Here is a 26,463-nt window from a genome sequence, read left to right on the forward strand (position 1 = left end):
TAACGAACGCGAATGGTGATATTTTAGGAGAAATCGATGTATTGGTTATGTTTGCTGATAGAGCAATAGTTGTACAGGCTAAGTCTAAAAAACTGACTATTACATCACGCAAAGGTAATGACCAAAGTCTTCAAGATGACTTCAAGAAAGCGGTACAAGATGCTTATGATCAAGCATATTCCTGTTCTAATTTACTCTTAAATGCCGATAGTATTCTTATAGATGAACAAGGAAGCCAAATTGATGTATCTAATATACTATTTAAAGAAATATATCCTATTTGTATTGTTTCTGATCATTATCCAGCCTTGTTTTTTCAGTCAAGAAACTTTTTAAAGTATAAAGTGACAGATATCATCAAGTCACCATTTGTTATGGACGTTTTTTGCTTAGATGTCCTAACTGAAATGCTAAAAACCCCCTTATATTTTTTGAGCTATCTTCAGCGTAGAACTGATTATGCGGAAAAACTATTAGCATCACATGAGCTAACTATACTCGCATATCATTTGAAAAATAATTTATGGTTTGATAGTGATTTCTCTATGATTCATTTTCATGATGACTTCAATGCTGAACTTGATCTAGCTATGTTATCAAGAAGGGATGGCTTGAATGCAAAAGACACCTTTGAAGGTATACTTACTAAATATATAGGTACCAATATTGATGACATGATCAAGCAAGTTGAAAGGCGTAATGATTCGAGAATTATTGATTTTGGTTTGCAACTTCTTAAATTAAGCGAAAATACAATATTTGAAATAAATGAGGCCATAGAAGAGTTGTGCAGAAGATCAAGTCACGACGGAAAAAATCATGACTTAACAATGGGTTTTGATAATGATGGTTTAACGATACATTGCAATAATGATGAATTATCAGAGGCGAGCCGGATACTTAAATCACATGCAGAACTAAGAAAGTATTACTGTAAAGTTCCAGAGTGGCACGGTATATGTATCGATCCGCAAACAAAAAAAATCAGATTCGGTATTAATTTAAATCATGAGTGGCAGTTTTCAGAAAAAATGGAGAATAAGTTATCTACAATGGCTAAGCCATCAGGTCAAATTAATTTGAAAACTAAAGTTAAACCTCCGAAAGTGGGTGTTAATGATGACTGCCCTTGTGGAAGTGGTAAGAAATACAAAAAATGTTGCCGACCTTAAAAATTTAAGCCATTATTTTCTCAAATTATTGCGTAAGGAAAACCAGGAACCATCTCACCGTCGGACAACGCGCGCCTTTAAGCAAACTTGCTATTGACGATACTGCACCCATCACGCTCAAGTTCACTCGCCACAGCCCAATCGAGATGGACATCAGCTGCTTTGCCTTAGACGCAGCGGGCAAACTGATCAATGATGATTATATGGTGTTTTATAATCAGCCAACCTCACCGTGCGGGCAAATCAAGCTCACCCATTATGAATCGCAGCCAACAGCGAATAAAGGTATCCAAGCCGAGTTTGAAGTTAATTTATCCAAACTGGATGCGAATATAGACAGCTTGTTTTTTGTATTATCAGCCGACACGCCGCTGAATCAAATTCAATCGTTAGAGATTGGTATTTGGCAGCAATTACAAAAGGCGCAGGCAGAATATCAAGCAGCAGACTTTGCCCAGCAGCAAGCCAGTATGCTGATGCAGCTTTATCGTAAGAGTGGTGTGTGGCGGGTATCTAACGTCGCGCAAGGTTTTAATGGTGGACTTGCTGCCATCGTGCAGCATTTTGGTGGTGATGTAGAAGAGAGTAGTCCACAAGCAGCAGAGACGACCGCCACGCCAATGCAAGCAAAACCATTGCTAGAAAAGGTCATGCTAGACAAAGCCCCAAAACTGGTCAATCTGGCTAAAAAAGCCACGATATCGCTTGAGAAACGCCAATTACAACAATTAACGGCAAAAGTGGCGTTGGTGCTAGACGCCTCAGGCTCAATGAATAGACAGTACAAAAAAGGCCGCGTGCAAGAAGTAGTCAATCGCATATTACCATTGGCAGTGAACTTCGATGACGACCAAGCGCTAGACTGCTGGGCATTTGCCCGAGATCCGCAGTATTTGGGCGAGATTGGACTGAGCAATTATGACGGTTTCATTAACAACGCTCATGGCGGCTGGCGCAAATGGGCACTTGGCCCACGCATTAATAATGAAGCAGAGGTCATGAAAGCCGTGACAGAGTTTTATCAAAAGGACGGCTTGGATGTGCCTGTCTACGTGCTATTTATCAGTGATGGCGGGGTAAATGACAATCGCGGTATCACGAGAGTCATGACGGAAGCGGCGAAACTGCCGATATTTTGGCAATTTGTGGGCTTGGGTGGTCGTGGTTATGGCATCCTAAAAAAACTAGACGACATGACAGGGCGCGTGATTGATAATTGCGACTTTTTTGAACTCGATGACTTGGATGACATTAGCGAAGAAGCGTTGTATGAAAACATGCTAGAAGAGTTCCCAATGTGGCTTAAAGAAGCCAAGCAACTTGGTATAGTCACTTCACTATAAAAATATTACTGTGTTAACCTCACTATTCGATTACAGCTAAATAAAAAACCGCCACAGCAAATGCTATGGCGGTTTTTTGTTATTAAAAATTCTTAACTTCTAAAATCTCTACAGTTCCCAAAGCGATTGATATTGCTCATCAGTTAAGGTTACGATATCGATTTCGGCTAGCATCTCGCGCAGTTCTTGCCATTTACTTGCATCAGGCTTGATTGGCGTGAGCAATCTGCCCAGTGTATTATCAATAATGGCATCCATCAGCGTATCGGCTTTAGTTTTACTATAGTCGTAATACATACGGTGGGCGGTGGCTGGCTCGTTTCTGCACAATTCCGTCATTTGGTTGGTCACTTGGATAAAGGTATCTATCGCGTCCTTTTTCGCGCTATAGATTTCATCCGTCGTCAGAATCTCTAACGCCGAAAAATTAGGATAAGGTGACAGATGTTGATCGATAAACGTAAACTCTAAACCCTCATGAGTCGCTTCAACGCCTTCAAAGTTATAAAAGCATAACCATGCGCCATCTAGGCTTGGGTCTTCTTGCAGGTTTTTTATATGATAAAAGTCTTTTTGCACAAAGCTCACATTATCACGGCTGATACTAAAGCCATTTTTCTTGGCATAGCGAGCCAATATCTCAAAGCCAATACGATTGGTTTTTTCCTCAGCAGCAGGGGTACAGATGCGGATAGGCTGATTGTTTTCTAGCTTGCCCATACTAGACTGCTGCATCAATATGCCGCCATCGGTCTCAAAAAAGCAGCCTAGCGCACGTAAATTAGGCGCGTAATGCTCAAACAGATGGATAGGCTCATTGACATGCAGATCGATACTTTGGTTCTGTAATTCGGCAAAGCCATCATAGTGGTCATCTGGCTCGATGATAGTAATATCAATCCCTGCCTGCTCATACGCGCCCGTGGTCACACCAGCGATAAAGGGCAGATGATCAGGGTTTAAAAACCATTCGAGGGTCAGAGTAAGTTTGGTGGTCGGCTGCATGGTTGTTTCCTTTTAAGTATAGAAAACAATCAGACTGATACGATTAAGTAAAACAAGAAAGGCCAAATAAGAAAAGTGAAGTCTCGATGCTAATTGTCAGATGCTCGGCGTTTGATCTGGTTATCACTACCAGTACGTCATCTATAGACTGCTCTTATTTATAGACCTCTGAGGGTATGTCACGCTTGTTTCCTACGTCAGTGCTAACTGCTTCAGGTTCACGGGTGTGTCTCAGCGATGATGTGGGCTGTGTCTACAGCATTAAATCAAAGCACCCCGACAAGATTGATTGGTATTGCATTGTTTCTGAGTAGTACTGCTGTTTTTGATCAGTACTGCGAATGGCTATTATCGATAGCTAATGCGTCATCATAGACGACTTACGAGACGTGATGCAAGCGTATCGGGAAAGACGATGGCAGGTGATGACTGGTGTTCGTTAACCGCTCTTTATGATAGCTGTTGTTTATCACGGCTTGTCGTAACTTTTTATAAGGGCTTTCAATCGACATGTTAATAAAAGACTGCAGTATTTATCATTGGTACTTACCCAATTACTAACCAAACACACCTATCAATAGCAAAAACCTTATATAAATAGTCTTGTGCGTAGACGGGCGATATTGCATGATTAGCCTTCTATACCGCTGCTTATATAATAGGCGTTACTCTAGACAATCGACATTTGGCATAACTGACAACTTACATGACCGACAACTTATATGACCGATAATAAAAAAGTGTTCTATTACCGACCTAAGACCGATCAATCCAATAGCCCAATGCTGCGTTGGACCTTTGTGACGCTTGGTTGGTTGTTTTTTATCTTAGGTATTATCGGTATATTGTTGCCAGTGATGCCCACCGCGCCTTTTATCCTGTTAGCAGCAGGCTGCTGGGCGCGTAGTTCTCGACGCTTTCATTTTTGGCTAATTAATCATAAATATTTTGGTAAATTCGTCCGTGATTGGGAAGAAAATCATGCCGTTCCGCTTTATGCCAAGTGTTTAGCGACGGTTATGATGGCAGCATCGACAATTATGTTATTTTATCGTTTGCCTGCCGATATGATGTGGATGGCATGGGCGGTAGCCGCTGTCTGTAGTGGGGTAGCGATATATTTGTTCCGTTTACCAAATGCCTAAATCCGTTGCAGTTTGCGCCAAAATCAGCCAATAAACGGCTCTGGTTACACGAAACATGAGATAAGACTTGCGATACTGGGATGTACCCCTTATAATATGCCCAAGCTTAAGAGCAGTTCTGCACCAAATCATTACCTCGTAGTATTAGTTATAATCCTTCGTTTTAATATTTATCGTTCAGTAGCTATTTGCAAGCGTTACCGGTCACTAGACCATTAATAAATTTAAAAGTAGGATTATACTATGTCAGACGTTCAAAAAGGTACAGTTAAGTGGTTCAACGAAGCTAAAGGCTTTGGTTTTATCGCTCCAGAAACTGGCGCAGACGTTTTTGCTCATTACAGCGAAATCACTGGTTCAGGTTTCAAAACTTTGGCTGAAGGCCAAGAAGTTGAGTTCACTGTAACTCAAGGCCAAAAAGGCCCACAAGCACATAACATCGTTGCTATCTAATTTGTCTTTATAGACAGATAGATGAATAGATGTAGAAAAGCGAACCTTCGGGTTCGTTTTTTTTCGTCTGCGATTTAATATTTAAGATATGAGTACTTAAGCGAGTAGAAGTCTTATTTGAAAGATTTTAACTAATCATATTAGACCGCGACCAATGCAAAAAGGCCTCTAGCTATTTATAACTAGAGGCCTTTTATGTTGTGCAATGAAGTAATAAGCTAAAAATGAACAGTCGAATTATTATATAAAGCTAATGCCGATATTGATCAGACCACCGCCCAGTATCAACCAACCAAACATAATGGCACCCAATATAAGCGGTCTAACGCCAGCTTGCTTGATCGCACTTAGATGCGTGGTCAGACCTAATGCAAACATGGCCATCGTAAGTAGCACATCGTCCAACATAACCATACTGCGTACGATACTCTCAGACATCGGCACCCAAGTATGTATCAACACAATGCCGATAAAGATAAACGCAAACCATGGCACTTTAACTTGTTTGACACGAGTCATAAATGACGCCGTCTCGTCTTTATTATCTTCTTCTACAGCTGCACTATCTATGGTGCGCTCTTTGGTTAGCGCAAACGATAACACAAGCAGGAAAGGCGCGAGCATCATAACGCGTATCATCTTGGTCACGACTGCGGTATCGCCAATCTCAGTATTGATTGCATTACCTGCGACTACGACTTGTGCCACTTCATGAACGGTTGAGCCAGTATACATGCCGTATTGCTGGGCGCTGAGCCAAGGCTGTAACCAACCGAGATGATATAAAAAAGGATAGAGCAGCATCGCGATAGTGCCAAAAACTACCACGGTTGCCACGGCGATAGTGACCTTGTGAGCTTGCGCGTTGACGACTGGCTCTGCAGCAATAACGGCAGCAGCACCGCAAATACTTGCCCCTGAGCCAATCAAAATCACCGTTTCTTTATCAACTTTTAACCATCTAGTACCCAGCCAATAGGTCAGCAAAAAGGTTGACGTCAGTACCAGTGCATCAGTCATAATCGCTGGCATACCGACGCTCGCAACTTGAGTCATGGTCAGCTTAAATCCATAAAACATAATCGCAAGTCGCAATATCTGACCTTTGGCAAAGCAAACGCCACCGTTTAAACGTTCAGCGAATTTAGGATAGATGGTATTGCCTAATATCATGCCTAGCAAAATCGCTAGCGTTAAAGAGGATAGTCCAACGATACGTCCGTTTGACCATACATCCAGACTACTGTCCAACCATAAGCAAAATAAACTACCAATCAGAACGACTACCAATCCCGCCAAGTGACGGTGATTAGGGGTATAGTTGTGAACGGAGTTGCTGACTGATTGGACGAGTGTGTGCATGACGCGGCATCCTATTACTTATATTAAGATAAGCATAAGCTTATGAATAGACAGTATATGCCTGCTATATTTATAATAAAAACAGATTAATAAGATATAAGCTATCGATTTTTTAGGTTAAAGTTTATGATAGAAGTCGATGTACCGCGCATAAGCATCAAAAAAGACAAACGTCACGAATAAAACAGCGCAAAAACTGGCATAAGGCAATATCAATATTATGAAAAAATCTGTGCAGACAGTGCCAAAGATTACGCTTAAGCAGCTTGCTGTTTTTGTCAGTATTTATCAGACAGGTAGCACCAGTCGCGCCAGTGAGGAGCTGCATTTATCACAATCAGCAGTCAGCAGCGCACTGACAGAGTTAGAGTCTAGACTACAGATGCCGCTATTTGAGCGCGTCGGTCGCAGGCTTAATCAACATCCCAATGCCCATCCTATTTATATACAGGCACAGGCTATCTTGGGTCAGTCGCTCACGCTTGAGCATTATCATCAATATCAAGCAGGACAGATTCACATCGGTGCTAGTACCACTATCGGCAACTATGTGCTGCCATCTTTACTTGGTAAGCTGTATGAGGCGCTGCCCGATGCCAATGTCGATATGTATATTGCCAATACGCAAGAGGTAGTGAGCGAGGTTGAGCAACTAAATATCGATATCGCGCTGGTAGAAGGAATGCCGCGTCCAGTAGATATGAAAGCCATTGAGCAGCGTGAATGGCGTACCGATACGCTAGTGATATTTGCCAAGCGCGATAGCAAGTGGCTAAAGGGTATAGCTACCTATAGCGAAGACGAGGACTGCTATCAGATGAGTATTAATCAGCTAGCGCAGTTGCCGTTACTGGTGCGTGAGGCAGGGTCAGGCACACGGCAGATTATCGACGAGCAGTTGCTTAAGTATCTACCCAATGCAGAAGTGGTAAAGGCGATACATCAGTCTGAGGCCATCAAACACATGGTGAGTGCAGATATTGGTCTTGGTTGTCTATCGCAGCATGTGATTGAGACGGAATTGGCGACAGGTGAGCTGGTACAAGTAAATGTAGCGGGAATTGATTTATCGCGTACATGGTGGCTGGTCTGGCACAAAGCTCGGCACCAGAGCCCCATTTGGCAAACCTTTATAGATATTATTCAACAAGATTAAATGATGAGATTGTATGAACCTAAAATCTATTAGCCATAAAAAAGCGCAGCGTTGTAGTTTACGCTGCGCTTTTTTGTTTAGGATATGCTCTAGATAACATAAGACAATCAAAGCGTATTGTTATGCTGAAACAGGCTTGTCCAGTCGCACTACGAAGCTATCGCAAGGTACATTGGGCAAGATATTATCTGCTGTCGCGCCACTGATCCATGCAGCGATACCGGTACGCTTATGACGACCGATGACCAATAGATCGACATCGTGTTTATGACAGTAGCTGACGATACCTTCACTGCTAGAAATGGCAGTCGTGACTTCTGACGTTGCCGCATTTAGCTGATTGCGTTCAAGGAACTGCGCTAGCTTTGCACGTGCTTCTTGGCAGCGTTCATCATCAATCTCATCGTAAAGGCTAGAGGCAGGCACCAGCTCATAGCCGAAGCCAACCATGGTGTCTTTGACAATATGCAAAACAGATAGCTTAGAGCCTGGACGGTTTTCGACGATGCGCTTGGCCTTTTGGGCGACTATATCTGCATCAGAGAGTAAGTCGGTGACCAGTAAAATATGTTCGTAACTCATAGCGTCTTCCTCATATCAGATAGTATTTACTATAGCACTACTCTAGGGCGCTGTTAAGTAAAGCTTGTCGTCTTTAGCAGCGGATGGGAGCAATGCCAATTATTCCAAGACAGGCTGATCAAGCTTCACCACTAAGCTATCGCAAGGAGCATTTGGCAAGATACTATCGGCAGTGGCTCCTACCAACCAAGCAGCAATACCATGGCGCTCATGACGTCCAATGATAAGTAAATCGACGTCTTTTTCACGGCAGTAATTAATGATACCTTTACTATTAGAGATGGCAGCGGTGACCTCAGAGTTGATTGCTTCCAGCTCATTACGTGCCAAAAATTGCGCTAGCTTAGCCCGTGCTTCTTGCCACTTTTCACTATCGACATCACCCGAGAGGCTAGAGGACGGCACGAGCTCGTAACCGAAGCGAACCATGTCATCCTTGACTATATGCAAGACAGACAGTCTGGCTTCAGGAGAGCCTGCGAGAATACGCTTGGCTTTTAGCGCCACTTTGTCCGCATCGGATAGCAAATCAGTGACCAGTAAAACATGTTGGTAGCTCATAAGGTACTCCTAGTTAGTCATTAACTTCATAGTAGCAGTGCAAATCACCTTTGTTAAGCGATAAATCCATAATAAAATTGTGGATATTTATAGATTTGTAACTTTAAGGCTCTGATAGCTAAAGTTGATAGGAACGTAGATTATGTGGTGGATTATTGCATGGCTACTGCCTTGACTTATCCATGTCGCAGCCCCACTAATAGCGCTAAGCCAACTCTTTTTTAGCCAATTTATTACTCTATTTTCCCTGACAGTCAGGGCACTATACGCATGATAAGCGATAAGGATAACTATGACGGACACGCCATTTACTGCTGATTTAACCTTGCATCCAGCATTTGAGCTGATTGAGCATCGCCACATTGAGGCGCTATCGATGGATGTGCTGATCAGTCAGCATGTAAAAACAGGAGCGATGCATTATCATCTGGCACACCCAAGTGATGAAAATGCGTTTTTGGTCGGTTTTCGCACTCAGCCAATGGATTCAAAAGGCGAGGCGCATATCTTAGAGCATGTGGCATTATGTGGTTCGAACAAGTTCCCAGTACGTGATCCGTTCTTTTCAATGATTAAACGCTCATTAAACACGTTTATGAATGCGATGACCGCAGCTGATTGGACGGCCTATCCGTATGCGACGCAAAACAAAAACGACTATTTTAACTTGCTCGCTGTCTATCTAGACGCGTCGTTTTTCCCAAATATCCATCCGCTCGATTTTGCTCAAGAAGGCATTCGCGTAGAGCTTGATGAAAATGATAAGCCGCAGTTTAAAGGTATCGTTTTTAATGAGATGAAAGGCGCGATGAGTGGCGAGATTGATCAGCTATATCATACGGTTGCTCATCATCTGTTCCCAACGACGACCTATCATTATAATTCAGGCGGCGATCCTGCCGATATTCCTGACTTGACGCACACTGAGCTGACCGAGTTTCACCAGAGCCATTATCATCCGTCAAACAGTGTGATCATGAGTTTCGGTAATATCCCTGTAGCCGAGACGCAAGCGAAAATACACGAAGATGCTTTGATTCAGTTTGAAGCAGGTAAAAAGCATGTATCGCGTCCTGAGCAGCGTTTGTCTGCACCAATTAGCGCAGTTGATACTTATACTGCTGACGAAGCGGGCCCAGATCAGACGCATCATGTGATTGCTTGGTTGCTACCATCGATTACCGATCCTAAGCAGCGCTTAGCATTGCGTCTATTAGAAGGCGTGCTGATTGAGCATGCAGGCTCGCCATTGCGTGCTTATCTTGATAGCCATCCACTGGGTAAAGCACCAAGTCCGCTATTGGGACTTGATGACAGTCATTATGAAATGGTCTTTTATACGGGACTGCGCGGCTCTAACCCTGAACATGCCGAAGCAGTAGAGCAAGGTATTATCGACTTGCTGACCGAAGTGGCCAATTCACCAGTCGATGATGAGACGATCGAAACCATTCTACATCAGATTGAGATTGATCAGCGTCATATCGGCGGCGATAGCATTCCTTATGGTCTAAACCTTATGCTAGAAGGCTTTAGTACCGCTATTCATGATGGTAACCCTATCGATGTTTGGGAAGTAGACGAGCATCTACAGTGGCTACGTGAGCAAGTCGTCGATCCGCAGTGGCTACCGAACTTGATTAAAACGCATCTATTGGACAATCAGCATCGCGTACGCGTAACGATGACGCCTGATAGCGAAAAAACAGCGCGTTTGGCAGCAGCTGAACAGACTCGTTTAGATACTATCGCGATGGATTTGACTGCTGATGACAAAGCTATTTTAAAGCAACAAGCTTTAGATTTGGCTGCACGTCAAGCTGCGCCAGATGATTTGAGCTTGTTGCCAAAAGTTGGTTTAGAAGACGTACCAACGGATATCAGCTTTAAAGAAGGCACCCAAAAGCAGGTGCGTTTGAGCGGGCAAGACAGCACGCTATTTGAGTATGAAGCTGGCACTAATGGCATTTATTACTATCAAGTGATTGTCCCACTCACTGAAGCAATTGGTAATGCGAGCGCAGATGCGCTACCAGTTAATGATGTGATTAATCATCCATTGTTGCCTATTTATTTAAGTCTATTATCTGAGCTAGGTACTGACTCACTTAGCGCTCATGAGATGCAAGCCAAGCAGGCCGCGCATTCTTCTGGTGTGACCGCACGTATCAGCCAACGTACCAACGTCGATGATAGCCAAGCGATTAGCAGCTACTTTGTCGTGGCAACGCGTGCGCTAAATCGCAAGCCTGAAGCAATTGATTTGCTCAAAGAAGTCATGGAGCACAGTATCTTCTCTGAGCATGACCGTATCAAAGAAATTTTGCAGCAGCGTCAAGCGGGTTGGCAGTCAAACCTAGCGGGCTCAGGGCATTCTTATGCGATGCAAACGGCCAGTCGCGGTATGAGTCGCCAAGCGCAGTTGGAATATGTGCGCAGCGGTCTACCAGCATTGAACGCACTTAAAGATTTCTTGGCACATGCTAGTACAGATGATGCTCAATGGGATCAACTGGCTACGAGCTTGATGGATTTACATCAACGTCTGATCAGCTTGCCTAAGCATGCCGTTATTATCTGTGAAGCAGAGCAAACCGAACGCTTAAGTAGTTTAATCGTTGATAGCTGGAAAGACAGCCAAGCGACGACCGCTTCTAATGATTTAACCAACGCAGCAGCAAATATCCCAAGTGAGTTTGCAAATCTGCAATTAGATAATGCATTGAATGGTGTGACTGATACGGGTAAGGCGTTAGAGAGTGGCGACGATGTTAAAAACGACGTGCTCGATGTTGCAGATTTAGCATGGCTAGTACCAACCAACGTCTATCACAATGCCAGTGCTTATACTGTACCTGCTGCTGACCATCCTGATACCGCGGCACTAATGGTATTAGCGCCTTACTTACGTAACGGCTATTTGCACAGTGCGATTCGTGAGCGCGGCGGTGCCTATGGCGGCGGTGCGGGCTATGATGCCAATGCTTGTGCCTTTAAGTTCTTTAGCTATCGTGATCCACAGTGCGCTGAGACCTTTGCTCACTTTGACGCCAGTATCGAGTGGTTATTAAACGAGCCACAAACTGATGAGCAATTAGAAGAAGCTATCTTAGGTATTATCTCAGGTATGGATAAGCCGGGCTCTCCTGCAGGCGAAGCAATCAAAGCCTGCTTCGCAAATCTGCATCATCGCGGTGTCGACTGGCAGCGTAAAATGCGTGCGTCGATATTAGCCGTCACGGTCGCTGATTTGCAGCGCGTTGCCAAGCAATATCTGCAAGGTCAAAAGCATGTACGTGCAGTGCTAGCGCCTTACGACAAAGAAGAGGCAGTAAAAGGCCTAGGCTTTGAGGTTTGTAGAATAAAGAGCTAAGGCAATTAGGTTTGTTTTTGATTAAAAGTTAAGCACAAAAAAGCCAAGCATCATGCTTGGCTTTTTACGGTTAGGTAATTGACTAATATCGCTTGATACTCAAATCTTTGCCAATTTTGTCTTGATGAATCGGAAATTCTGACAACTCGTTATACTGCTTACGATCAGCAAAGTAACTTTTTAGAGTACGGCGAATGGCTTCAAATGCCAGTGTATCCCATGGGATGTCTTCTTCGCTAAACAGTGCACAGTCGAGACTTTCTGAGCCAATACCATACGCGCCATCTTTTAGATCGGCCAGATAAATAGAGTAGATCTGCCCAATATCTGGTAAGTCATAAATGCAGTATAGATGCGGATTCAGTACGATGGCATCAGCTTCTTCGTAGCTCTCGCGTGCGGCGCCTTCAGCCATGGTCTCGCCGTTTTCCATAAAACCTGCAGGTATCGTCCATAGGCCGTACTGGGGCTCAATGGCTCGGCGGCAGAGTAGCACTCTATCTTCGTGTACCACCAGCGAGCCACAGATAACTTTTGGGTTTTCGTAGTGGATATAGTGGCAATTGGGGCATACCAAACGCGGCATATTGTCCGTAGGTGGGATTTTTCGTTCTGCTTCATGACCGCATTGGAGGCAATAGCGCATATCAACTACCTTGTTATAAAAGTTATTGTGTATTATGTTTTTTATAGGTTATAAGACCTATATTCTGAAGTGCTGCTGTCATCGTTTCGAGATAAGTTAGATAGAAGGACGGTAAGGTAAGTACCACAAGCAGTAAACTGAGTGAACCTGACGATGAACCTAACTTAAACGTACCTGACTTATATGAGATCGACTATATAAGATATTATTCTAAAGAGCAGCTATCGTCTTAAGATAGCACATATTATCGACAGACAGAATCACGATAACAGTAACGCATCATTTCGCAGATAGGCTGACTATCATTAGTTAATAGGGCCGTTATTGAGCATTAATAAGCAATGAATCAGTCACATAAATAGCATGCAACCACTATTATATTGCGCTAGTCTAGTGAGTGTTCAGTAATTATTGATATCAAAGCCGCTAATAAATTGAGCGGTCGAAAACAATAGATAGATTATTGGTTTTATTTACTAGTCGCGATTTTAATAATAGAAAACAAGAAAGATGCTGTTTGTACCGCTTAATAACGATAAAAATATAGGGCAATTATAATGTTATTCACACCGGAGGCTGTAAGCTTCGATAACCTGTCAGTTGCTGTACCTACTTTTATTCGTCATCCTACACTCAGAAAACTGGCCGAGCGAGTGCAGCACGAGACCTTAAATGCGCTGACTAGTCCAGCGATGTACGAGAGTGGCAACAACTCACAAAGTACGCGTATTTTGGACAGCTTATATCAGACACCGATTGCCGATGCCTCAATACTGGTCGCTATTACTCATGAGCGCAGGCCTAAACTATTATTAACACGCCGTGCCGCCCATATGAATAGTCATGCGGGTGAAGTGTCTTGTGTGGGTGGTAAACATGATCGAGGCGATGGCAATAATGTCGTTACCGCATTGCGTGAAGCCTGTGAAGAAACAGCGCTACCGCCCAATAAAGTCCAGTTGCTTGGTCAGCTACCTATTCAAACTTCAAAAAGTGGTATGAGCGTACGCCCAATCGTGGCACTCATCGCTCCTGGCCTGGTACTCGTACCTGAAGCGGGAGAAATATCACGCATCTTTTGGGCAGATTTAGAATCGTTAGTTACTCAACCAACGGTAGAGTATGAAATTGAGTATAAGATGCAAGAGCAAATGGCTACCATACTGACGCCGAGCTGGCAGGTCGATGGTGAGACAGTATGGGGGCTAACAGGACGGGTAATTGCTAACCTATTAGAAACAGGATTTGATCGACAGCTAGAGTGGTATTACCGCGTCGAAAACAAACGCTGATAAATGTCATCTATTAATAATATAGTCGATTCAATTTAAAAGTAGTACAAGGCAACCGAGTGTAGATGTATATGTGATACTTCAAACGAGGTTAACACAGTAATGCTTTTATAGTGGGATGACTATAATCATCTACTTATAATAATCATCGTTCTTTTTCAGCCACCAGTTCATATTGTCTTGGCGCTTGGCACGAAATGCTTCTAGCTTATGGGCTACGGACGCATTATGCTGCCGTGCAGTATCGAGCGCAAAAAGAATCGGCACCGAAGACAATACACCAAAGCGTATCTTCGATTTTGGTAAGTTCAGCCCATCGCCTATATCATCACCAACTAAGGTACGGGTGACACTTGCATTGACCATTTCGACAAAACGTCCACGGCGATTTTCTTCACCCATCAGCTGACGCGGTAAATCATGCAATGCCTTTGCCAATGGCTGACCCATCTTAAAGTCTAGCTGCTGTATCGATAGATAGGTATAGAGCCATTCCCAACACGCGGCCTCATCTTTTGGTAAGCGATCTAAATCAACACCCATCCAATAACTGGCAAGATTCCATAGATGTAAGATACCCTCGGCTTCTTCTGTGCTAATACGTGCGCCCAGCAATCGTAGACCGCGCATAATCAGTAACGAGAACTGCAAATGGGTGGCAATCATATCGGTTTGATTGATAGGAATGCCCCAATAGTTGGTATTCCAACTGCCGTCAGGGTTATGATGTTGCTCGGCATTTGGTATCACGCCTGTAGCAGCACTGCCTTTACCTTTGAGTAAGTTTTGCCGTACCAAAGTATGTATTTGACGTACTTGGATCGATTGTCGCCAGCCTTCAGAGCCAATAGCCAATACTTGCTCGATAGGTTTGTTTTGATTGCGTGTGCTCATATTAGATGAGGGGTGTTCAGACACGGCCAAGATATAAGCGTAAGTACGCATCAATCGCGGTAGCGCATCGTGCATCAGTGCGCCTGTCTGAATGAGCGGTAACGAGAGGGCAGGGATGCTATAGCCGGCCATCAGAGCAACATTACGCAATAGCCAAATGAGCATCAGTGGATAGCGCCGATAGGCAACTGCACCTATCTGAGCAAGCTTTGGGTCGAACCAATCAGGATGGCTGCTAAATTGCTCAGTGAGCGCGCTAAATGATGGATTGTTTACAAGGTCGTTGTTCGTAAGTTTATGGTTTGGACTATCGTCAAGAATAGTATGCTGTAAAGGCTTTGCAAACTTTATGTTCTGAGCGGCTAGCGCGTCTGCGAGTGGATCGCCAATATCATAACCTGCCACTATCTCATCAAGTAGAGCAGGCGAGATCGTAAAATCTTTTGGCAATAAATAACGTTTAATGCGTTTTAGAACCTGCAAATCGCTATGGTCATCGATAGCAGTGGTACGTCCATGACGCTGATAAGCGTTCGATGATGGAAAGTCAGGTTTGTCAGTTGGAGTACTTGCCGTATTGATGATTTTCTTATCCATAGTTATCAAGTACCATTTTCAGAGTTGGGGCGTGCCTTAGAAAGTCAAACTTGCATTGCGTTAGCTTCGCATCGCAGTTATTCGTAAAAATTACTGGATTGGTTCAATGAATCTAATTGCTGCTGTGTTGTTCGGATACGGCGTTTGGTATCACGAATCTCATCAGATAGAGATAGCAGCCGTGCACGGGCTTCTTTTTCATTAGCAAAATCTAGCATGTCACCATTTTCTAGCTTATCAAATTCTGATTGGTAAGTATCTAAGAGGTGATTGTCTTTGTCTAATTGACTGTTTAAGGCGTAATAATCTAGCCCTTTTTGATTAGCCGCTTGCAATGTGTTGGCCATAGCAATTGGACAAACATTGTTTAATTGACGACCACGTCTACCGATGTTATAGGCATTATTGATAGTGCAATATTGTTGTAGACCAAGTTTACGACCGCGCTCCCATGCTTGGTAGTCGGGGGCGACACTGGCTTTGGCACAGGCTTTTGTATGAGATGCTAAGCGGTCTGAATGATAACCTGCCACGCCATCGTTATAGCCGATAGCTTGCCAATCACCGATGAGACATTCTTGCTTGGAGAGTGTTGCACAGCTTGCTAGCAGATAGATACTACCGAACACAGACAACCCTAATGCCAGTTGACGTACAACGCGGTGTATAAGTCGGTACATGGTTAGCTCCGATAGCTGTGATAACTATCATAACGATAATAACTGTGAACACAAATAAATGATATTAGCAATCAATCACGTTATGCAGCCTTGTGATTGATTGCTAGGTCACTTATAAATATCTCGATAACGTACATACAAATAAAATAGAGCAGCTTATAAGTGGCATCAACATTAAGCAGTACCATTATAAGCTACTCTACGTTTCATTAATGTGGACGAGTCAAATCGACCGATGTACCGCTAGCATTGTCTTTCAAGCTCATTTTTAGCATGATGTAACCAGCAATACCAGAGACGATTGAACCCATGATAATACCCAAGCGCTCATCAAACATAGTGGTGTCGCCAGCGAACGCTAAGCCACCAATGAACAAACTCATGGTAAAACCAACACCGCACAATAGAGCTGCACCGTAGATTTGCTTATAGTCCATACCTTTTGGCATAGTTGAGATACCAAGTTTAAAGATTAACCAGCACATAAACATGACGCCTAACTGCTTACCAATAAACAAACCAGCGGCAATACCTAGCGGCACTGAGTGGAATAACTCAGCAAAACCTGCGCCTTCGAGCGAGATACCCGAGTTGGCAAAAGCAAAGATTGGCAAAATACCAAAGGCGACGGTATTGTGTAGATCGTGCTCTAGCTCTTCAAGCGGAGAGTGCTCAGGATCAGTACGGTCGAACATCGGGATAAACAGTGCTAGTACCACACCTGCCAATGTTGCATGGATACCAGACTTGAGTACGGCAATCCACATGATCAGACCAATGAGTAGATATGGTGTGATATTGGTGACGTTACGGCGATTAAGAACATATAAGAACGGCAAACATAAACCAGCTACTGCCAATGACTCTAACGACAACTCACTGGTGTAAAACAAAGCGATAATCAGAATCGCACCAATGTCATCAAAGATAGCAATAGAGACCAAAAATACCTTTAAAGAGTTAGGTACACGGTTACCTAAAAGACTCAAAATACCGAGTGCAAACGCAATATCTGTAGCCGCAGGAATGGCCCAACCTTTCCAAAACTCAGGCTCATTGTAGTTAAAGAGCAGATAGACAATCGCTGGCATAATCATACCGCCAAGTGCAGCCCCTGCTGGCAGTATTATCTGCTTGACGTTGGACAGCTCACCGATGAGTACTTCACGCTTAAGCTCTAATCCAACTAAGAAAAAGAAAACCGCCATCAGACCATCATTGATCCAGTGATGAGCGTCTTTGGCAATCGCAAACTCACCAATCTGAATGGCGACTGGTGCATGAATAAAACCTTCATACCAAACATTAAGAGGGGAGTTGGCAATGATCATTGCAGCAATGGCAGCCAATGCTAAGACGATACCGCCTGCTGCCTCAAATTCAAAAAATGCCTTAATCCTTCGTATTGCCATATCATCCTCATTCGCTAAATACAATTTACTAAATAACCTCAAATATCCATCAATGTCTGCGCTACCTATAATTTTGAGGTAGCAAATAGACAGAAACAGTTTCTCATACTCTTATCAATATAGACAACAAAATACGTTGAGCCAGTGCCAACGGTCTACTTTTTTATATTTACAATAGCAATATTATAAAGAGGATTTGACTAGCACAATAGTTGTAAGTCGTTACATCTTTTTAATAAGTCGCTATTCGGCTGAGCATGTTCGGAACGTTATTAGACAAATTTAGCAGACTTTGTTACGTTTTTGGCTTTTTTTACGGTTTTATCTTTATAATGAGCAGCGCTGTGCGATGTGTCATTATTTCTTTTGCTAGCACTGGTAAGCTGTCAGCTTATCGATAACGACATTTTAGCCTTATCTCAGAACTCCTTTTCTTTTCTTATCATATTTTGCAGGTCAGTGTCATGGACTTAACTTTCTCGTTAGAGATTATTTTAATGCTTACTGCGGTGGCCGCATTGGCAGGATTTATTGATGCTATTGCTGGCGGTGGCGGGTTGTTGACCATCCCTGCCATGTTACTAGCCAACATCCCACCAGTATTAACGCTTGGTACCAACAAACTGCAAGCGGCATCAGGCGCACTAGCGGCGTCTATTACTATGATTAGAAAAGGGGTCGTCAAACCGCAACGTATTAAAGTAGCTATCATTGCCGCTTTTATTGGCTCCGTTATCGGCACCATCGCTGTACAGATGTCACCACCTGACTTGCTTGAAAAGGTCATTCCATTTTTAATCGCGGCTATCGGTATTTATACGTTATTTGCTCCTAGATTGGGTGAAGTAGAAGCTGCACCGCGTATCTCAGAGGGCAAATGGCAAAAAGTTGTGGCACCGTTGATTGGCTTTTATGATGGTTATATTGGTCCAGGTACTGGTATGTTTTTTGCGCTTGGCAATGTAGCATTACGTGGTCGTCAAATTATCGAAGCAACAGGCGCGGCAAAAGTATTGAATTTATCGACCAACATCGGTTCGTTAATCTTCTTTATTTTGGGTGGCAACGTACTGTGGAAAGTGGGGCTAGCGATGATGGTTGGACAAACCATCGGTGCCTATTTTGGCTCGCATATGGTGGTTAAAGGCGGTAGCAAATTGATTCGTCCAGTGATTGTACTGGTCTGTCTGGCGATGTTGACCAAGTATGTGTTTGGCTAATTAGTTGTTGATAGAACCGTATTAACCATTATCATTTACTGATTATTAATCATAAAAAAACCTCAGCCAACTTGACTGAGGTTTTTTATTTTATGCACTTCTATCTAGCAGGAGTGGGTTAGCGGCGACGATCAACATCATCGTATTCACTACCCATGATGCCATCACTAAAGACTTCAGAGAACTCACGCTCATTGTCTTCATCGATATGACCATCAAATACGTCTTTTGCACCAGCGTTAGGATCATTGTAAATAGCCAGATCCATTTTGCCTTCTGATTTTGCCACGATAGTAGTAACAGCAGCATCACCACCGACGTTTACAGCAGTACGTAGCATATCAAGAATACGATCCACACCCAAGATTAGACCGATGCCTTCGATTGGTAGACCCACTTGAGCGAATACCATAGACAGCATGATTAGACCAACACCAGGTACACCAGCCGTACCAACAGATGCCAGTACTGACATCAAGATGACGGTTAAGTATTCGGTCACGCCCAAATCAATGCCGTAAATGTTGGCAATAAAGATGGTCGCAGTACCCTGCATGATAGCCGTACCATCCATATTGATGGTAGCACCAAAAGGAACAGTGAACGACGCAACTGAGTTGTTTACACCCATACGCTTGGTAACCGTACGCAAGGTAATAGGAATCGTCGCGTTCGAGCTTGAGGTACTAAAAGCAAAGATCTGTACTTCACGCATTTTTGCCAAGAACGTCTTGATAGACAGGCCTGAAGAGACTTTAAGTACAATCATCATAGTGACAAAGAAGTGGAAGGCCAATGAACCGACCAATACCGCGACATAACCCAGTAGTGACCAAATCAAGTCTAAACCTAGCTCTGCCATTGCTTTGGTCAATAGCGCAAATACACCATATGGTGCAAGGTTCATGATGATCGTGACCATCTTTAAGATAACTTCGTTGATCAGCTCTAGGCTCTGCACTAAGCCTTTGGCAGGTTTACCTACCATCAAGATACTGACACCGATCAAAATAGCAAAGAAGATGATCGATAACATATCACCATTTGCCATCGCGCTGATGGGGTTCGATGGGATAATGTTAGAGAATACATCAAGTAGAGGCGGCGCTGACGCAGCTTCAAACTCGGCTTCCGTTCCGATATTCATGCCTTTACCGATACCGAATAGCGAGCCAAGACCAATCGCAGTCGCAATAGCGAGTGCAGTGGTTATCATATAAATAATGAACGTTTTGGTACCAATACGTCCAAGTAGGCGAATATCACCAATACCGCATACACCGCAAATCAGTGAGATAAGCACCAAAGGTACGACCAACATTTTTAGCGAGTTGACAAATAGTTTACCAACAATGGCAAGGAAGCCATTGGTGATGTAAGTGTTAACAAAGCCACCTTCGCCGTTCAATCCTGAGTAGTTTAGAAATAGGCCCAGTCCAATACCGAGCACCATGGCAACAATAATCTTGCCCGTCAGTCCCAAATTCTTCCACATAATTCATATCCTTTGTGTGCATAACAGCTTTATAGTAAGTGTTCATTAGCCAACATGATTGTACTTATCAGCCTTACTACAAAGCTTGTTATGACTATTAAGTTCCCGTGATTGTCGCTCGATGTCACATTTTCGTGGACAATATAAAAGAATAGCTAAGGGCACTGCAAGATTTTTTTCTGATTTTATTCTAAATGTACATTTCTCGTTACAACTATGTGCCCATAATATAGTCAATATTTATTCTAAACGGTTTGTTTCCCATATGAAACAAAATATTCATGAAAGAGTTTTTATGGTAAGCGAATATGTCAAACTATTGATATCAAACCGTTGATTTCAAGTTATCGAAATGCGAAGAAAAGAATAAGACTCATATGATTAATTAAGCTCAGAATTTCCAATAGACCAAAAAAAGCCAGACTATCGTTTATAGATAGTCTGGCTAATGAAAAGTGAAAGTTTTACTATAAAATCTAATAATACTCAGTTTCTAATACTAATATCAAAAACAGCATAGACCTTTAAACTTTATCGTCTTCTTCGCGTGATAAAGGTGATTGGCGTTCTAAAGGTTTGATATCATTATCACTTACTTCAGTATTGATCTCGTCAGGTGGTGCAATATGACGATTATGATTATTGCCCATACGCTCGTTAAGATGTGATTCAGCATCACGATGGCGATGATCGAGTGCCTCTCTCTCAGGCTTTGACTCTTCAAAATCTGTCTGCGAATTTACTTCTTTGACAGTATCTTGCTCACTCACCAACTCTACATCGCCATCACTTTCATAACCATGATTAGGATTGGCATCACTAGTATGATTGTCTGTGTTTGCAGGACTGTCTAGATCATTAATAGTTGGTTCGTTAGTGGTGGCTAGCTCATCGACGACAGATGCATCGGTATCCACAGCGATACCGTTTTTACTCTGAGCTTGTCTTTTTAGCTGTGCGTAATCAGTCAGTTGATGAACCGCATTTTCGAGGGCATGAGGATTGTCACGTTCTAGCGCTTCCGATAGATGCTCGTCAAACGTATCGGTCAATAATGAATCAAAACGCATAGCGTTATATTGAATCAGCACTTCTGCTTCTTCTTCGGTAATGCCGCCATTTTGACTGGCGTGTACCACATGGTCTTCAAAGGTTAGACCTTCAAAGCTGTCTTGATGCTCTGCCTTTTTGAACTTCTGCCACAACGGTTCGATTTCGACCAACGTCTGATAAGCATGTTCCATACGACCAGTTACATCGTCTGCATCTGTGTTGTAATAAACCATGGTTTTTAGATAATCGCGGAACGGGTTGGCTGCAAAATCATCCATGAAAGTCTCGCCCAACTGGCGTTTTAGCTCATCGCTTGCTAGGGTAAAGATACGTCCACTTGGGAAAGTCACAAAGCTAACCACATTGGCTGCCATACGATTTGGGAAGTTGGCGAAGAATGAAACAAAGGCTTCTTGAATCGTGTACAAGCTGTTTTGTAGCGCAACTTCAGCATGTAAGCGCTCAGACTCTGATTTACTACCATGCTCATAGAATTGCAAAATAGCAGTCGCAATAAATAGATGACTATGAATATCTGCTAAGCGACCAGAGAGCATCTCTTTACGCTTTAAATCTCCTGCTAATAGTCCTAATGCCATGTCAGCAGTTAGGGCAAAGCTCGCACTTAAACGGTTAATGTGTTTGTAATAAGGACGGGTAAAGGCGTCTGCGAAACTCGGGGCCTTATCGCTACCACCAATATAACCTGCGACAAAAGCTTTGGCGCCACGGTTAAACGTATAACCCAAATGCTTGAAGAAAAGGGTATCGAATTTTTCAGTAGCAGCAGCTTTATCTTCGCTTTGTAGTAACTGAAGCTCGTCGAATAAATAAGGATGACAACGCATCGCACCTTGACCAAAGATCATAAGTGAGCGGGTCAAAATGTTGGCACCTTCGACAGTGATAGAGACAGGAATCGCTTGATAAGGTGTCGCCAAAAAGTTACGCGGACCCATTTGTACAGCACGACCACCGACCACATCCATACCGTCGTTGACGACGCTACGCATGGTTTCAGTCGCATAGTATTTTGCCATGGCAGTCATGACTGATGGCGTGCCACCTTGGTTTAATCCGCAAGTGACCAAATGACGGAACGCTTCTAACATATAAGTGTTACTCGCCATACGGCTAGTAGCGTCCTGTACACCTTCAAATTTACCTACTGATATCTTGAACTGTTCGCGAACTTTTGCGAACGCACCGACAGATAGGTAAGTCATTTCACTGGCTGATGTCGATAGAGCTGGTAGAGAAATACCTCGACCAACGCCCAAGCATTCCATCAGCATACGCCAGCCACGACCAGCATTCTCAACACCGCCGATGATGTAATCTAATGGGATAAAGACATCTTTACCATCGACCGTACCATTCATAAATGGGGAGCCGATTGGATTATGACGTGGTCCTGTTACCACACCTTCGTGGTTGGCTGGAACGAGGGCACAAGTAATGCCGTAATCGGTTTTTTCAAGATTGCCAAGCAGACCTTCAGGATCGTGCATTTTGAATGCTAGACCAACCACAGTAGCGACAGGTGCTAGGGTAATCCAGCGCTTAGAGAAGTTCATGCGTAAGCCAAGCACTTGCTCGCCTTCGTGCATACCGTAACAGACTACACCTGTATCAGGAATCGCACCTGCATCAGAGCCTGCTTCGGGCCCAGTTAAACCAAAGCAAGGCACTTCATCACCTTTTGCAAGACCTGGTAACCAGCGCTGCTTTTGCTCGTCTGTACCATAATGCATCAATAGCTCACCAGGGCCGAGCGAATTGGGAACCATACAGGTCACAGCGGCAGTCGGCGAGCGCGAAGCAATCTTGCTCATTACACGGCTTTGCGCATAAGAGCTAAATTCTAAGCCGCCAAATTCTTTTGGAATGATTAAACCTAAGAAACCATTACTTTTAATAAATTGCCATGCCTCAGGTGATAAATCTTTATCTTTATGCTGGATTTGCCATTCATCAAGCATGGCACATAAGGTCTCTACTTCATTATCAATGAAACTCTGCTCTTCTTCTGAGAGCTGCGGATAAGGATAATTGGCAAAGGTATCCCAGTTCGGCACACCCATAAACAGCTCTTTTTCCCACCAACTAGTACCCGCATCAAGCGCTTCACGCTCCGTATCACTCATACTTGGCATCGCACCACCTAGCGCCTTATAAACAGGCTTAGTGATTAACGATTGGCGAAGCGGTGCAACGAGTAAGACCAAGCACAGTAGTGCCATTGGTATACCCAAAATGAGCGACCATGGGCTGATAATTGCAGTGACGATAACCGTAATCAGGGCGATGATGCTACCGGTGACCCGTGATAAGGACAACAAAAAGATGGCCAAGACCACGGCTAACTGAATGATGACTGCCAAAATAAACAAGCCAATTGCCATGACTATCTCCTTTGAAACGCTGAATAAGAAATGCGAAAAGTATGTGAGTGAAAGAGCTAACTATAATTATTTTTCGTCTTGCCATTCACTGTCTTACAAGTAAATCGAATGATTTGTTAATCCATAAATGCTCGGTTCTACGTCTCTTAAGTACTAGTATTAACGGTCTAGTAAGTAATTGACAAATAAATGACAAGAATGGCTACTAATATGAAACAGTTGTCGATAACTATCAAGAGCCAAAATGCTACGCTCTGTCGATGATATGTATCAAACATAATTGTTTGCAGGTTAATCATATGTCTAGTTGGAACACGTAGCTAGCTATTATCGAAAACTAGCCAAAGAGCTAACCAAAAGGGGAAAGGCAGCTTTCGGCATAAGACAAAGTGTCGTTACGTCCGACGATAATGTGATCGACAAGCGAGATATCTAACAGGTCACAGGCTTTTTTTAGCTCATAGGTCAGTAAGTTATCAGCGGTCGATGGCTTGGCATCGGTATGAGGATGGTTGTGGGCGATGATAAGTTGGCTAGCAGCGTGGCTTAGTGCATGCCGCAGTACGTGCTTGATGCAGACAGAACATGATGAGATGCCACCCGTGAATAATATCTCAAAGTTTAAAAGGTTCAACGCATTATCGAGACAAAGTACGGCAAACACTTCCCGATGCTCGCCGCGCAACTGGGTACTGATATAGTCTTTGACCGCTTGTGAGCGGCCAAGTGCTTGCCCAGTTTTGAGTTGACTGTCCAGATAGCGCGTACCCATCTCAAGTGAGGCTAATATTTGGGCGTACTTTGCAGGTCCCATACCATGGCAGGCAAGAACCGTCTTTTGAGGGGCGGCTAATAGCTCGGCTAAGCTACCAAACTGATCAATCAAATGCCGCGCTAACTCAATCGCTGATTGAGACTGAGTACCGGTGCGCAAAAATATGGCCAGTATCTCGGCATCAGACAAATGAGCTGCACCAAACTTTAAAAGTTTTTCGCGCGGTCTGTCATCCTCGTGCCAGTCTTTGATCGCCATTGTCACTCCTTGAAAATGGGTTAATACTCATTATCTGAGATAGATACGGAAAATCTTACCCAATTTATCTCATAATTGTTACTATAAGCGCAATTTTATCTTTTCACTTTTTTGTTGATGCCACGCTTATGTCCAATATTGTGCTTGCTATTACTGGCGGTATCGCCGCTTATAAATCTGCTATATTTGCCCGCTTGTTAGTCAAGGCAGGCTTTGATGTGCGCGTTATCATGACGACGGGTGCACAAGCATTTATCACACCGCTGACGCTACAAGCGTTGACGGGTAACGAGGTGCACGTGTCGTTGCTCGATGAGCAGGCAGAGGCAGGCATGGGGCATATTGAGCTGGCCAAGTGGGCCGACTTAATCGTCATTGCACCTGCTTCAGCCAATACGCTTGCGCGTCTGGCCATGGGTATGGCTGATGATCTATTGACTACAGTGTGCCTTGCCACTACAGCGCCTGTCATTATTGCTCCTGCCATGAATCAGCAGATGTGGGCGCATCCAGCGGTCAATCTAAATGTGCAAACCTTGCGCGATATGAATTATCAGATTATCCAGCCAGCTAGCGGTGAGCAAGCGTGCGGTGATGTCGGAGCAGGGCGATTGCCTGAGCCTGAGCAGTTATTGGGTGAGGTTTTACTGTTCATAGCGATGAACACAACGCCGCAATTGCTGGCAGGCAAAAGAGTGGTCATTACCGCAGGTCCCACCGTAGAAGCGATTGATCCTGTACGTTATTTATCTAATCACTCTTCAGGAAAAATGGGCTTTGCATTGGCGCGCGCCTGTGTGGCTGCTGGTGCAGACGTTGTCTTAATCGCTGGTGGTAAAGTGGCATTGCCCACGCCGCTTAATGTCACACGGATCGATGTGCTGTCTGCTGAAGATATGCTGATAGCGGCGCAGCAATGTGTAGATGGCACGCATAGCGAGCTTCAATTGGTCTTTGAAGATGAGCACGACCATTCTCATGAGCACCCACATGAACATGAGCACTCTCATAACCATTCTCACGAACACCATCATGGCGACTGTGGTTGCGGTGATGACGATGTAAGCGGCCATAATGACAGTCATGACTTGCTACAGTCTTATGATAACAACCAATTTGTGAAAGCAGATATCTTTATTGCGACCGCAGCGGTCGCGGACTATCGTACGGAAGAAGCCGCACCGCAAAAAATCAAAAAGACACAAGATGCCATGACGCTCAGTCTGGTTAAAAACCCTGACATTCTAGCGACGATTTCTCTTGCGCATCCGGAGCTATTTGTCGTTGGTTTTGCCGCAGAGACGCAAGATGTCGAGCGTTATGCCCGTGGTAAGTTGGTCGCAAAAGATTTGGATATGATTGCTTGCAATGATGTCTCACGTGTAGATATCGGTTTTGCTAGTGATGACAATGCGATGCAGGTGTTTTTCTCTGAGCGCTATGAGCGTGACGCGGTAACACTTGAGAAGACCAGTAAAGATAAAATTGCTGAGCAACTGGCTAGCATTATTGGTCAAGCAATCGGTCAACGTAAAGATAGTTAGAGCTACAGGCGCTAAATCTGATAGCTAGCATGTAGATAGT

20 protein-coding genes, 1 pseudogene and 1 riboswitch are annotated in these 26,463 nt (G+C 43.7%); of the genes and pseudogenes, 10 read left to right on the forward strand and 11 right to left on the reverse strand.

What is annotated here, in order from left to right; translation table 11 throughout:
* Positions 1–1,172, forward strand: a 1,172-nt coding sequence (locus CXF61_RS08975; RefSeq protein WP_193834208.1) for an SEC-C metal-binding domain-containing protein, incomplete at its 5' end; no start/stop codon positions are given.
* Between the two features lie 14 nt (positions 1,173–1,186).
* On the forward strand, positions 1,187–2,515 hold the full coding sequence (locus CXF61_RS08980; RefSeq protein ID WP_165597961.1) for a VWA domain-containing protein: 1,329 nt from the start codon (positions 1,187–1,189) through the stop codon (positions 2,513–2,515).
* Positions 2,516–2,623: 108 nt separating this feature from the next.
* Here the strand turns inward: CXF61_RS08980 and CXF61_RS08985 are convergent, their stop codons facing one another.
* Complete coding sequence (locus CXF61_RS08985) at positions 2,624–3,520, reverse strand: ABC transporter substrate-binding protein (RefSeq protein WP_165597962.1); 897 nt, start codon at positions 3,518–3,520, stop codon at positions 2,624–2,626.
* A 172-nt stretch (positions 3,521–3,692) separates the two neighbouring features.
* A riboswitch (TPP riboswitch) is annotated at positions 3,693–3,809 on the reverse strand.
* Between the two features lie 433 nt (positions 3,810–4,242).
* On the opposite strand from CXF61_RS08985, the gene CXF61_RS08990 reads away from it, so the two are divergent.
* Both CXF61_RS08990 and CXF61_RS08995 read left to right on the forward strand, forming a co-directional pair.
* Positions 4,243–4,665, forward strand: a complete 423-nt coding sequence (locus CXF61_RS08990; RefSeq protein WP_165597963.1) for a YbaN family protein — start codon at positions 4,243–4,245, stop codon at positions 4,663–4,665.
* Positions 4,666–4,908: 243 nt separating this feature from the next.
* Entirely contained in the window at positions 4,909–5,118 is a 210-nt protein-coding gene (locus CXF61_RS08995; RefSeq protein ID WP_045453470.1) for a cold-shock protein, read from the forward strand.
* A gap of 240 nt (positions 5,119–5,358) precedes the next feature.
* Here CXF61_RS08995 and CXF61_RS09000 read toward each other — a convergent pair whose 3' ends face one another.
* On the reverse strand, positions 5,359–6,480 hold the full coding sequence (locus tag CXF61_RS09000) for a YeiH family protein (RefSeq protein WP_165597964.1): 1,122 nt from the start codon (positions 6,478–6,480) through the stop codon (positions 5,359–5,361).
* Positions 6,481–6,700: 220 nt separating this feature from the next.
* Between CXF61_RS09000 and CXF61_RS09005 the strand changes: the two genes are divergently transcribed.
* Positions 6,701–7,636 (forward strand): LysR substrate-binding domain-containing protein, encoded by a 936-nt coding sequence (locus CXF61_RS09005; protein ID WP_165597965.1) that lies wholly within the window; start codon positions 6,701–6,703, stop codon positions 7,634–7,636.
* Positions 7,637–7,756: 120 nt separating this feature from the next.
* Here the strand turns inward: CXF61_RS09005 and CXF61_RS09010 are convergent, their stop codons facing one another.
* Positions 7,757–8,218, reverse strand: coding sequence for a universal stress protein (locus CXF61_RS09010; RefSeq protein WP_057761630.1), 462 nt, complete (start codon positions 8,216–8,218; stop codon positions 7,757–7,759).
* Positions 8,219–8,317: 99 nt separating this feature from the next.
* On the reverse strand, positions 8,318–8,779 hold the full coding sequence (locus CXF61_RS09015; RefSeq protein ID WP_165597966.1) for a universal stress protein: 462 nt from the start codon (positions 8,777–8,779) through the stop codon (positions 8,318–8,320).
* A gap of 292 nt (positions 8,780–9,071) precedes the next feature.
* On the opposite strand from CXF61_RS09015, the gene CXF61_RS09020 reads away from it, so the two are divergent.
* Positions 9,072–12,152, forward strand: coding sequence for an insulinase family protein (locus CXF61_RS09020; protein ID WP_165597967.1), 3,081 nt, complete (start codon positions 9,072–9,074; stop codon positions 12,150–12,152).
* An 82-nt stretch (positions 12,153–12,234) separates the two neighbouring features.
* On the opposite strand, the gene CXF61_RS09025 is transcribed toward CXF61_RS09020, so the two are convergent.
* Complete coding sequence (locus CXF61_RS09025; protein WP_101206043.1) at positions 12,235–12,798, reverse strand: NUDIX hydrolase; 564 nt, start codon at positions 12,796–12,798, stop codon at positions 12,235–12,237.
* Between the two features lie 557 nt (positions 12,799–13,355).
* On the opposite strand from CXF61_RS09025, the gene CXF61_RS09030 reads away from it, so the two are divergent.
* Positions 13,356–14,090 carry an NUDIX hydrolase gene (locus tag CXF61_RS09030; protein WP_165597968.1) on the forward strand — a complete coding sequence of 245 codons (735 nt, stop codon included), beginning with the start codon at positions 13,356–13,358 and terminating at the stop codon, positions 14,088–14,090.
* Between the two features lie 132 nt (positions 14,091–14,222).
* Here the strand turns inward: CXF61_RS09030 and CXF61_RS09035 are convergent, their stop codons facing one another.
* From CXF61_RS09035 to nhaA, 3 genes are all read right to left on the reverse strand, one after another.
* Positions 14,223–15,581: an oxygenase MpaB family protein gene (locus CXF61_RS09035; RefSeq protein WP_165597969.1), complete on the reverse strand. Its 1,359-nt coding sequence runs from the start codon at positions 15,579–15,581 to the stop codon at positions 14,223–14,225.
* A 77-nt stretch (positions 15,582–15,658) separates the two neighbouring features.
* Positions 15,659–16,261: a DUF2799 domain-containing protein gene (locus CXF61_RS09040; protein WP_165597970.1), complete on the reverse strand. Its 603-nt coding sequence runs from the start codon at positions 16,259–16,261 to the stop codon at positions 15,659–15,661.
* Positions 16,262–16,470: 209 nt separating this feature from the next.
* On the reverse strand, positions 16,471–17,673 hold the full coding sequence (gene nhaA / locus CXF61_RS09045) for a Na+/H+ antiporter NhaA (RefSeq protein ID WP_102091810.1): 1,203 nt from the start codon (positions 17,671–17,673) through the stop codon (positions 16,471–16,473).
* Between the two features lie 464 nt (positions 17,674–18,137).
* Here nhaA and CXF61_RS09050 point away from each other — a divergent pair, with 464 nt between their 5' ends.
* Positions 18,138–18,893 carry a TSUP family transporter gene (locus tag CXF61_RS09050; protein ID WP_057761611.1) on the forward strand — a complete coding sequence of 252 codons (756 nt, stop codon included), beginning with the start codon at positions 18,138–18,140 and terminating at the stop codon, positions 18,891–18,893.
* 118 nt (positions 18,894–19,011) lie between these two features.
* Here the strand turns inward: CXF61_RS09050 and CXF61_RS09055 are convergent, their stop codons facing one another.
* The 3 genes from CXF61_RS09055 to radC all read right to left on the reverse strand — a co-directional run bounded on the left by CXF61_RS09055 (position 19,012) and on the right by radC (position 24,879).
* On the reverse strand, positions 19,012–20,388 hold the full coding sequence (locus tag CXF61_RS09055; protein WP_057761609.1) for a dicarboxylate/amino acid:cation symporter: 1,377 nt from the start codon (positions 20,386–20,388) through the stop codon (positions 19,012–19,014).
* Between the two features lie 524 nt (positions 20,389–20,912).
* The gene (locus CXF61_RS09060; RefSeq protein WP_165597971.1) at positions 20,913–23,846 is read right to left on the reverse strand and encodes an acyl-CoA dehydrogenase; all 2,934 of its coding nucleotides are present in this window, start codon (positions 23,844–23,846) and stop codon (positions 20,913–20,915) included.
* 349 nt (positions 23,847–24,195) lie between these two features.
* Complete coding sequence (radC, locus tag CXF61_RS09065; protein ID WP_165597972.1) at positions 24,196–24,879, reverse strand: RadC family protein; 684 nt, start codon at positions 24,877–24,879, stop codon at positions 24,196–24,198.
* Positions 24,880–25,007: 128 nt separating this feature from the next.
* On the opposite strand from radC, the pseudogene coaBC reads away from it, so the two are divergent.
* Together coaBC and CXF61_RS14330 are read left to right on the forward strand one after the other, a co-directional pair.
* A pseudogene (coaBC, locus tag CXF61_RS14325) lies at positions 25,008–25,781 on the forward strand (bifunctional phosphopantothenoylcysteine decarboxylase/phosphopantothenate--cysteine ligase CoaBC); the annotation flags it as partial.
* A complete protein-coding gene (locus CXF61_RS14330) occupies positions 25,776–26,423 on the forward strand; it encodes a phosphopantothenoylcysteine decarboxylase domain-containing protein (protein WP_413775334.1) in 648 nt (215 codons plus the stop codon). The pseudogene coaBC and the gene CXF61_RS14330, both read left to right, overlap by 6 nt.
* Positions 26,424–26,463 lie beyond the last annotated feature (40 nt).

Source organism: Psychrobacter sp. 4Dc, assembly GCF_002836715.1.
Classification (GTDB): Bacteria; Pseudomonadota; Gammaproteobacteria; order Pseudomonadales; family Moraxellaceae; genus Psychrobacter.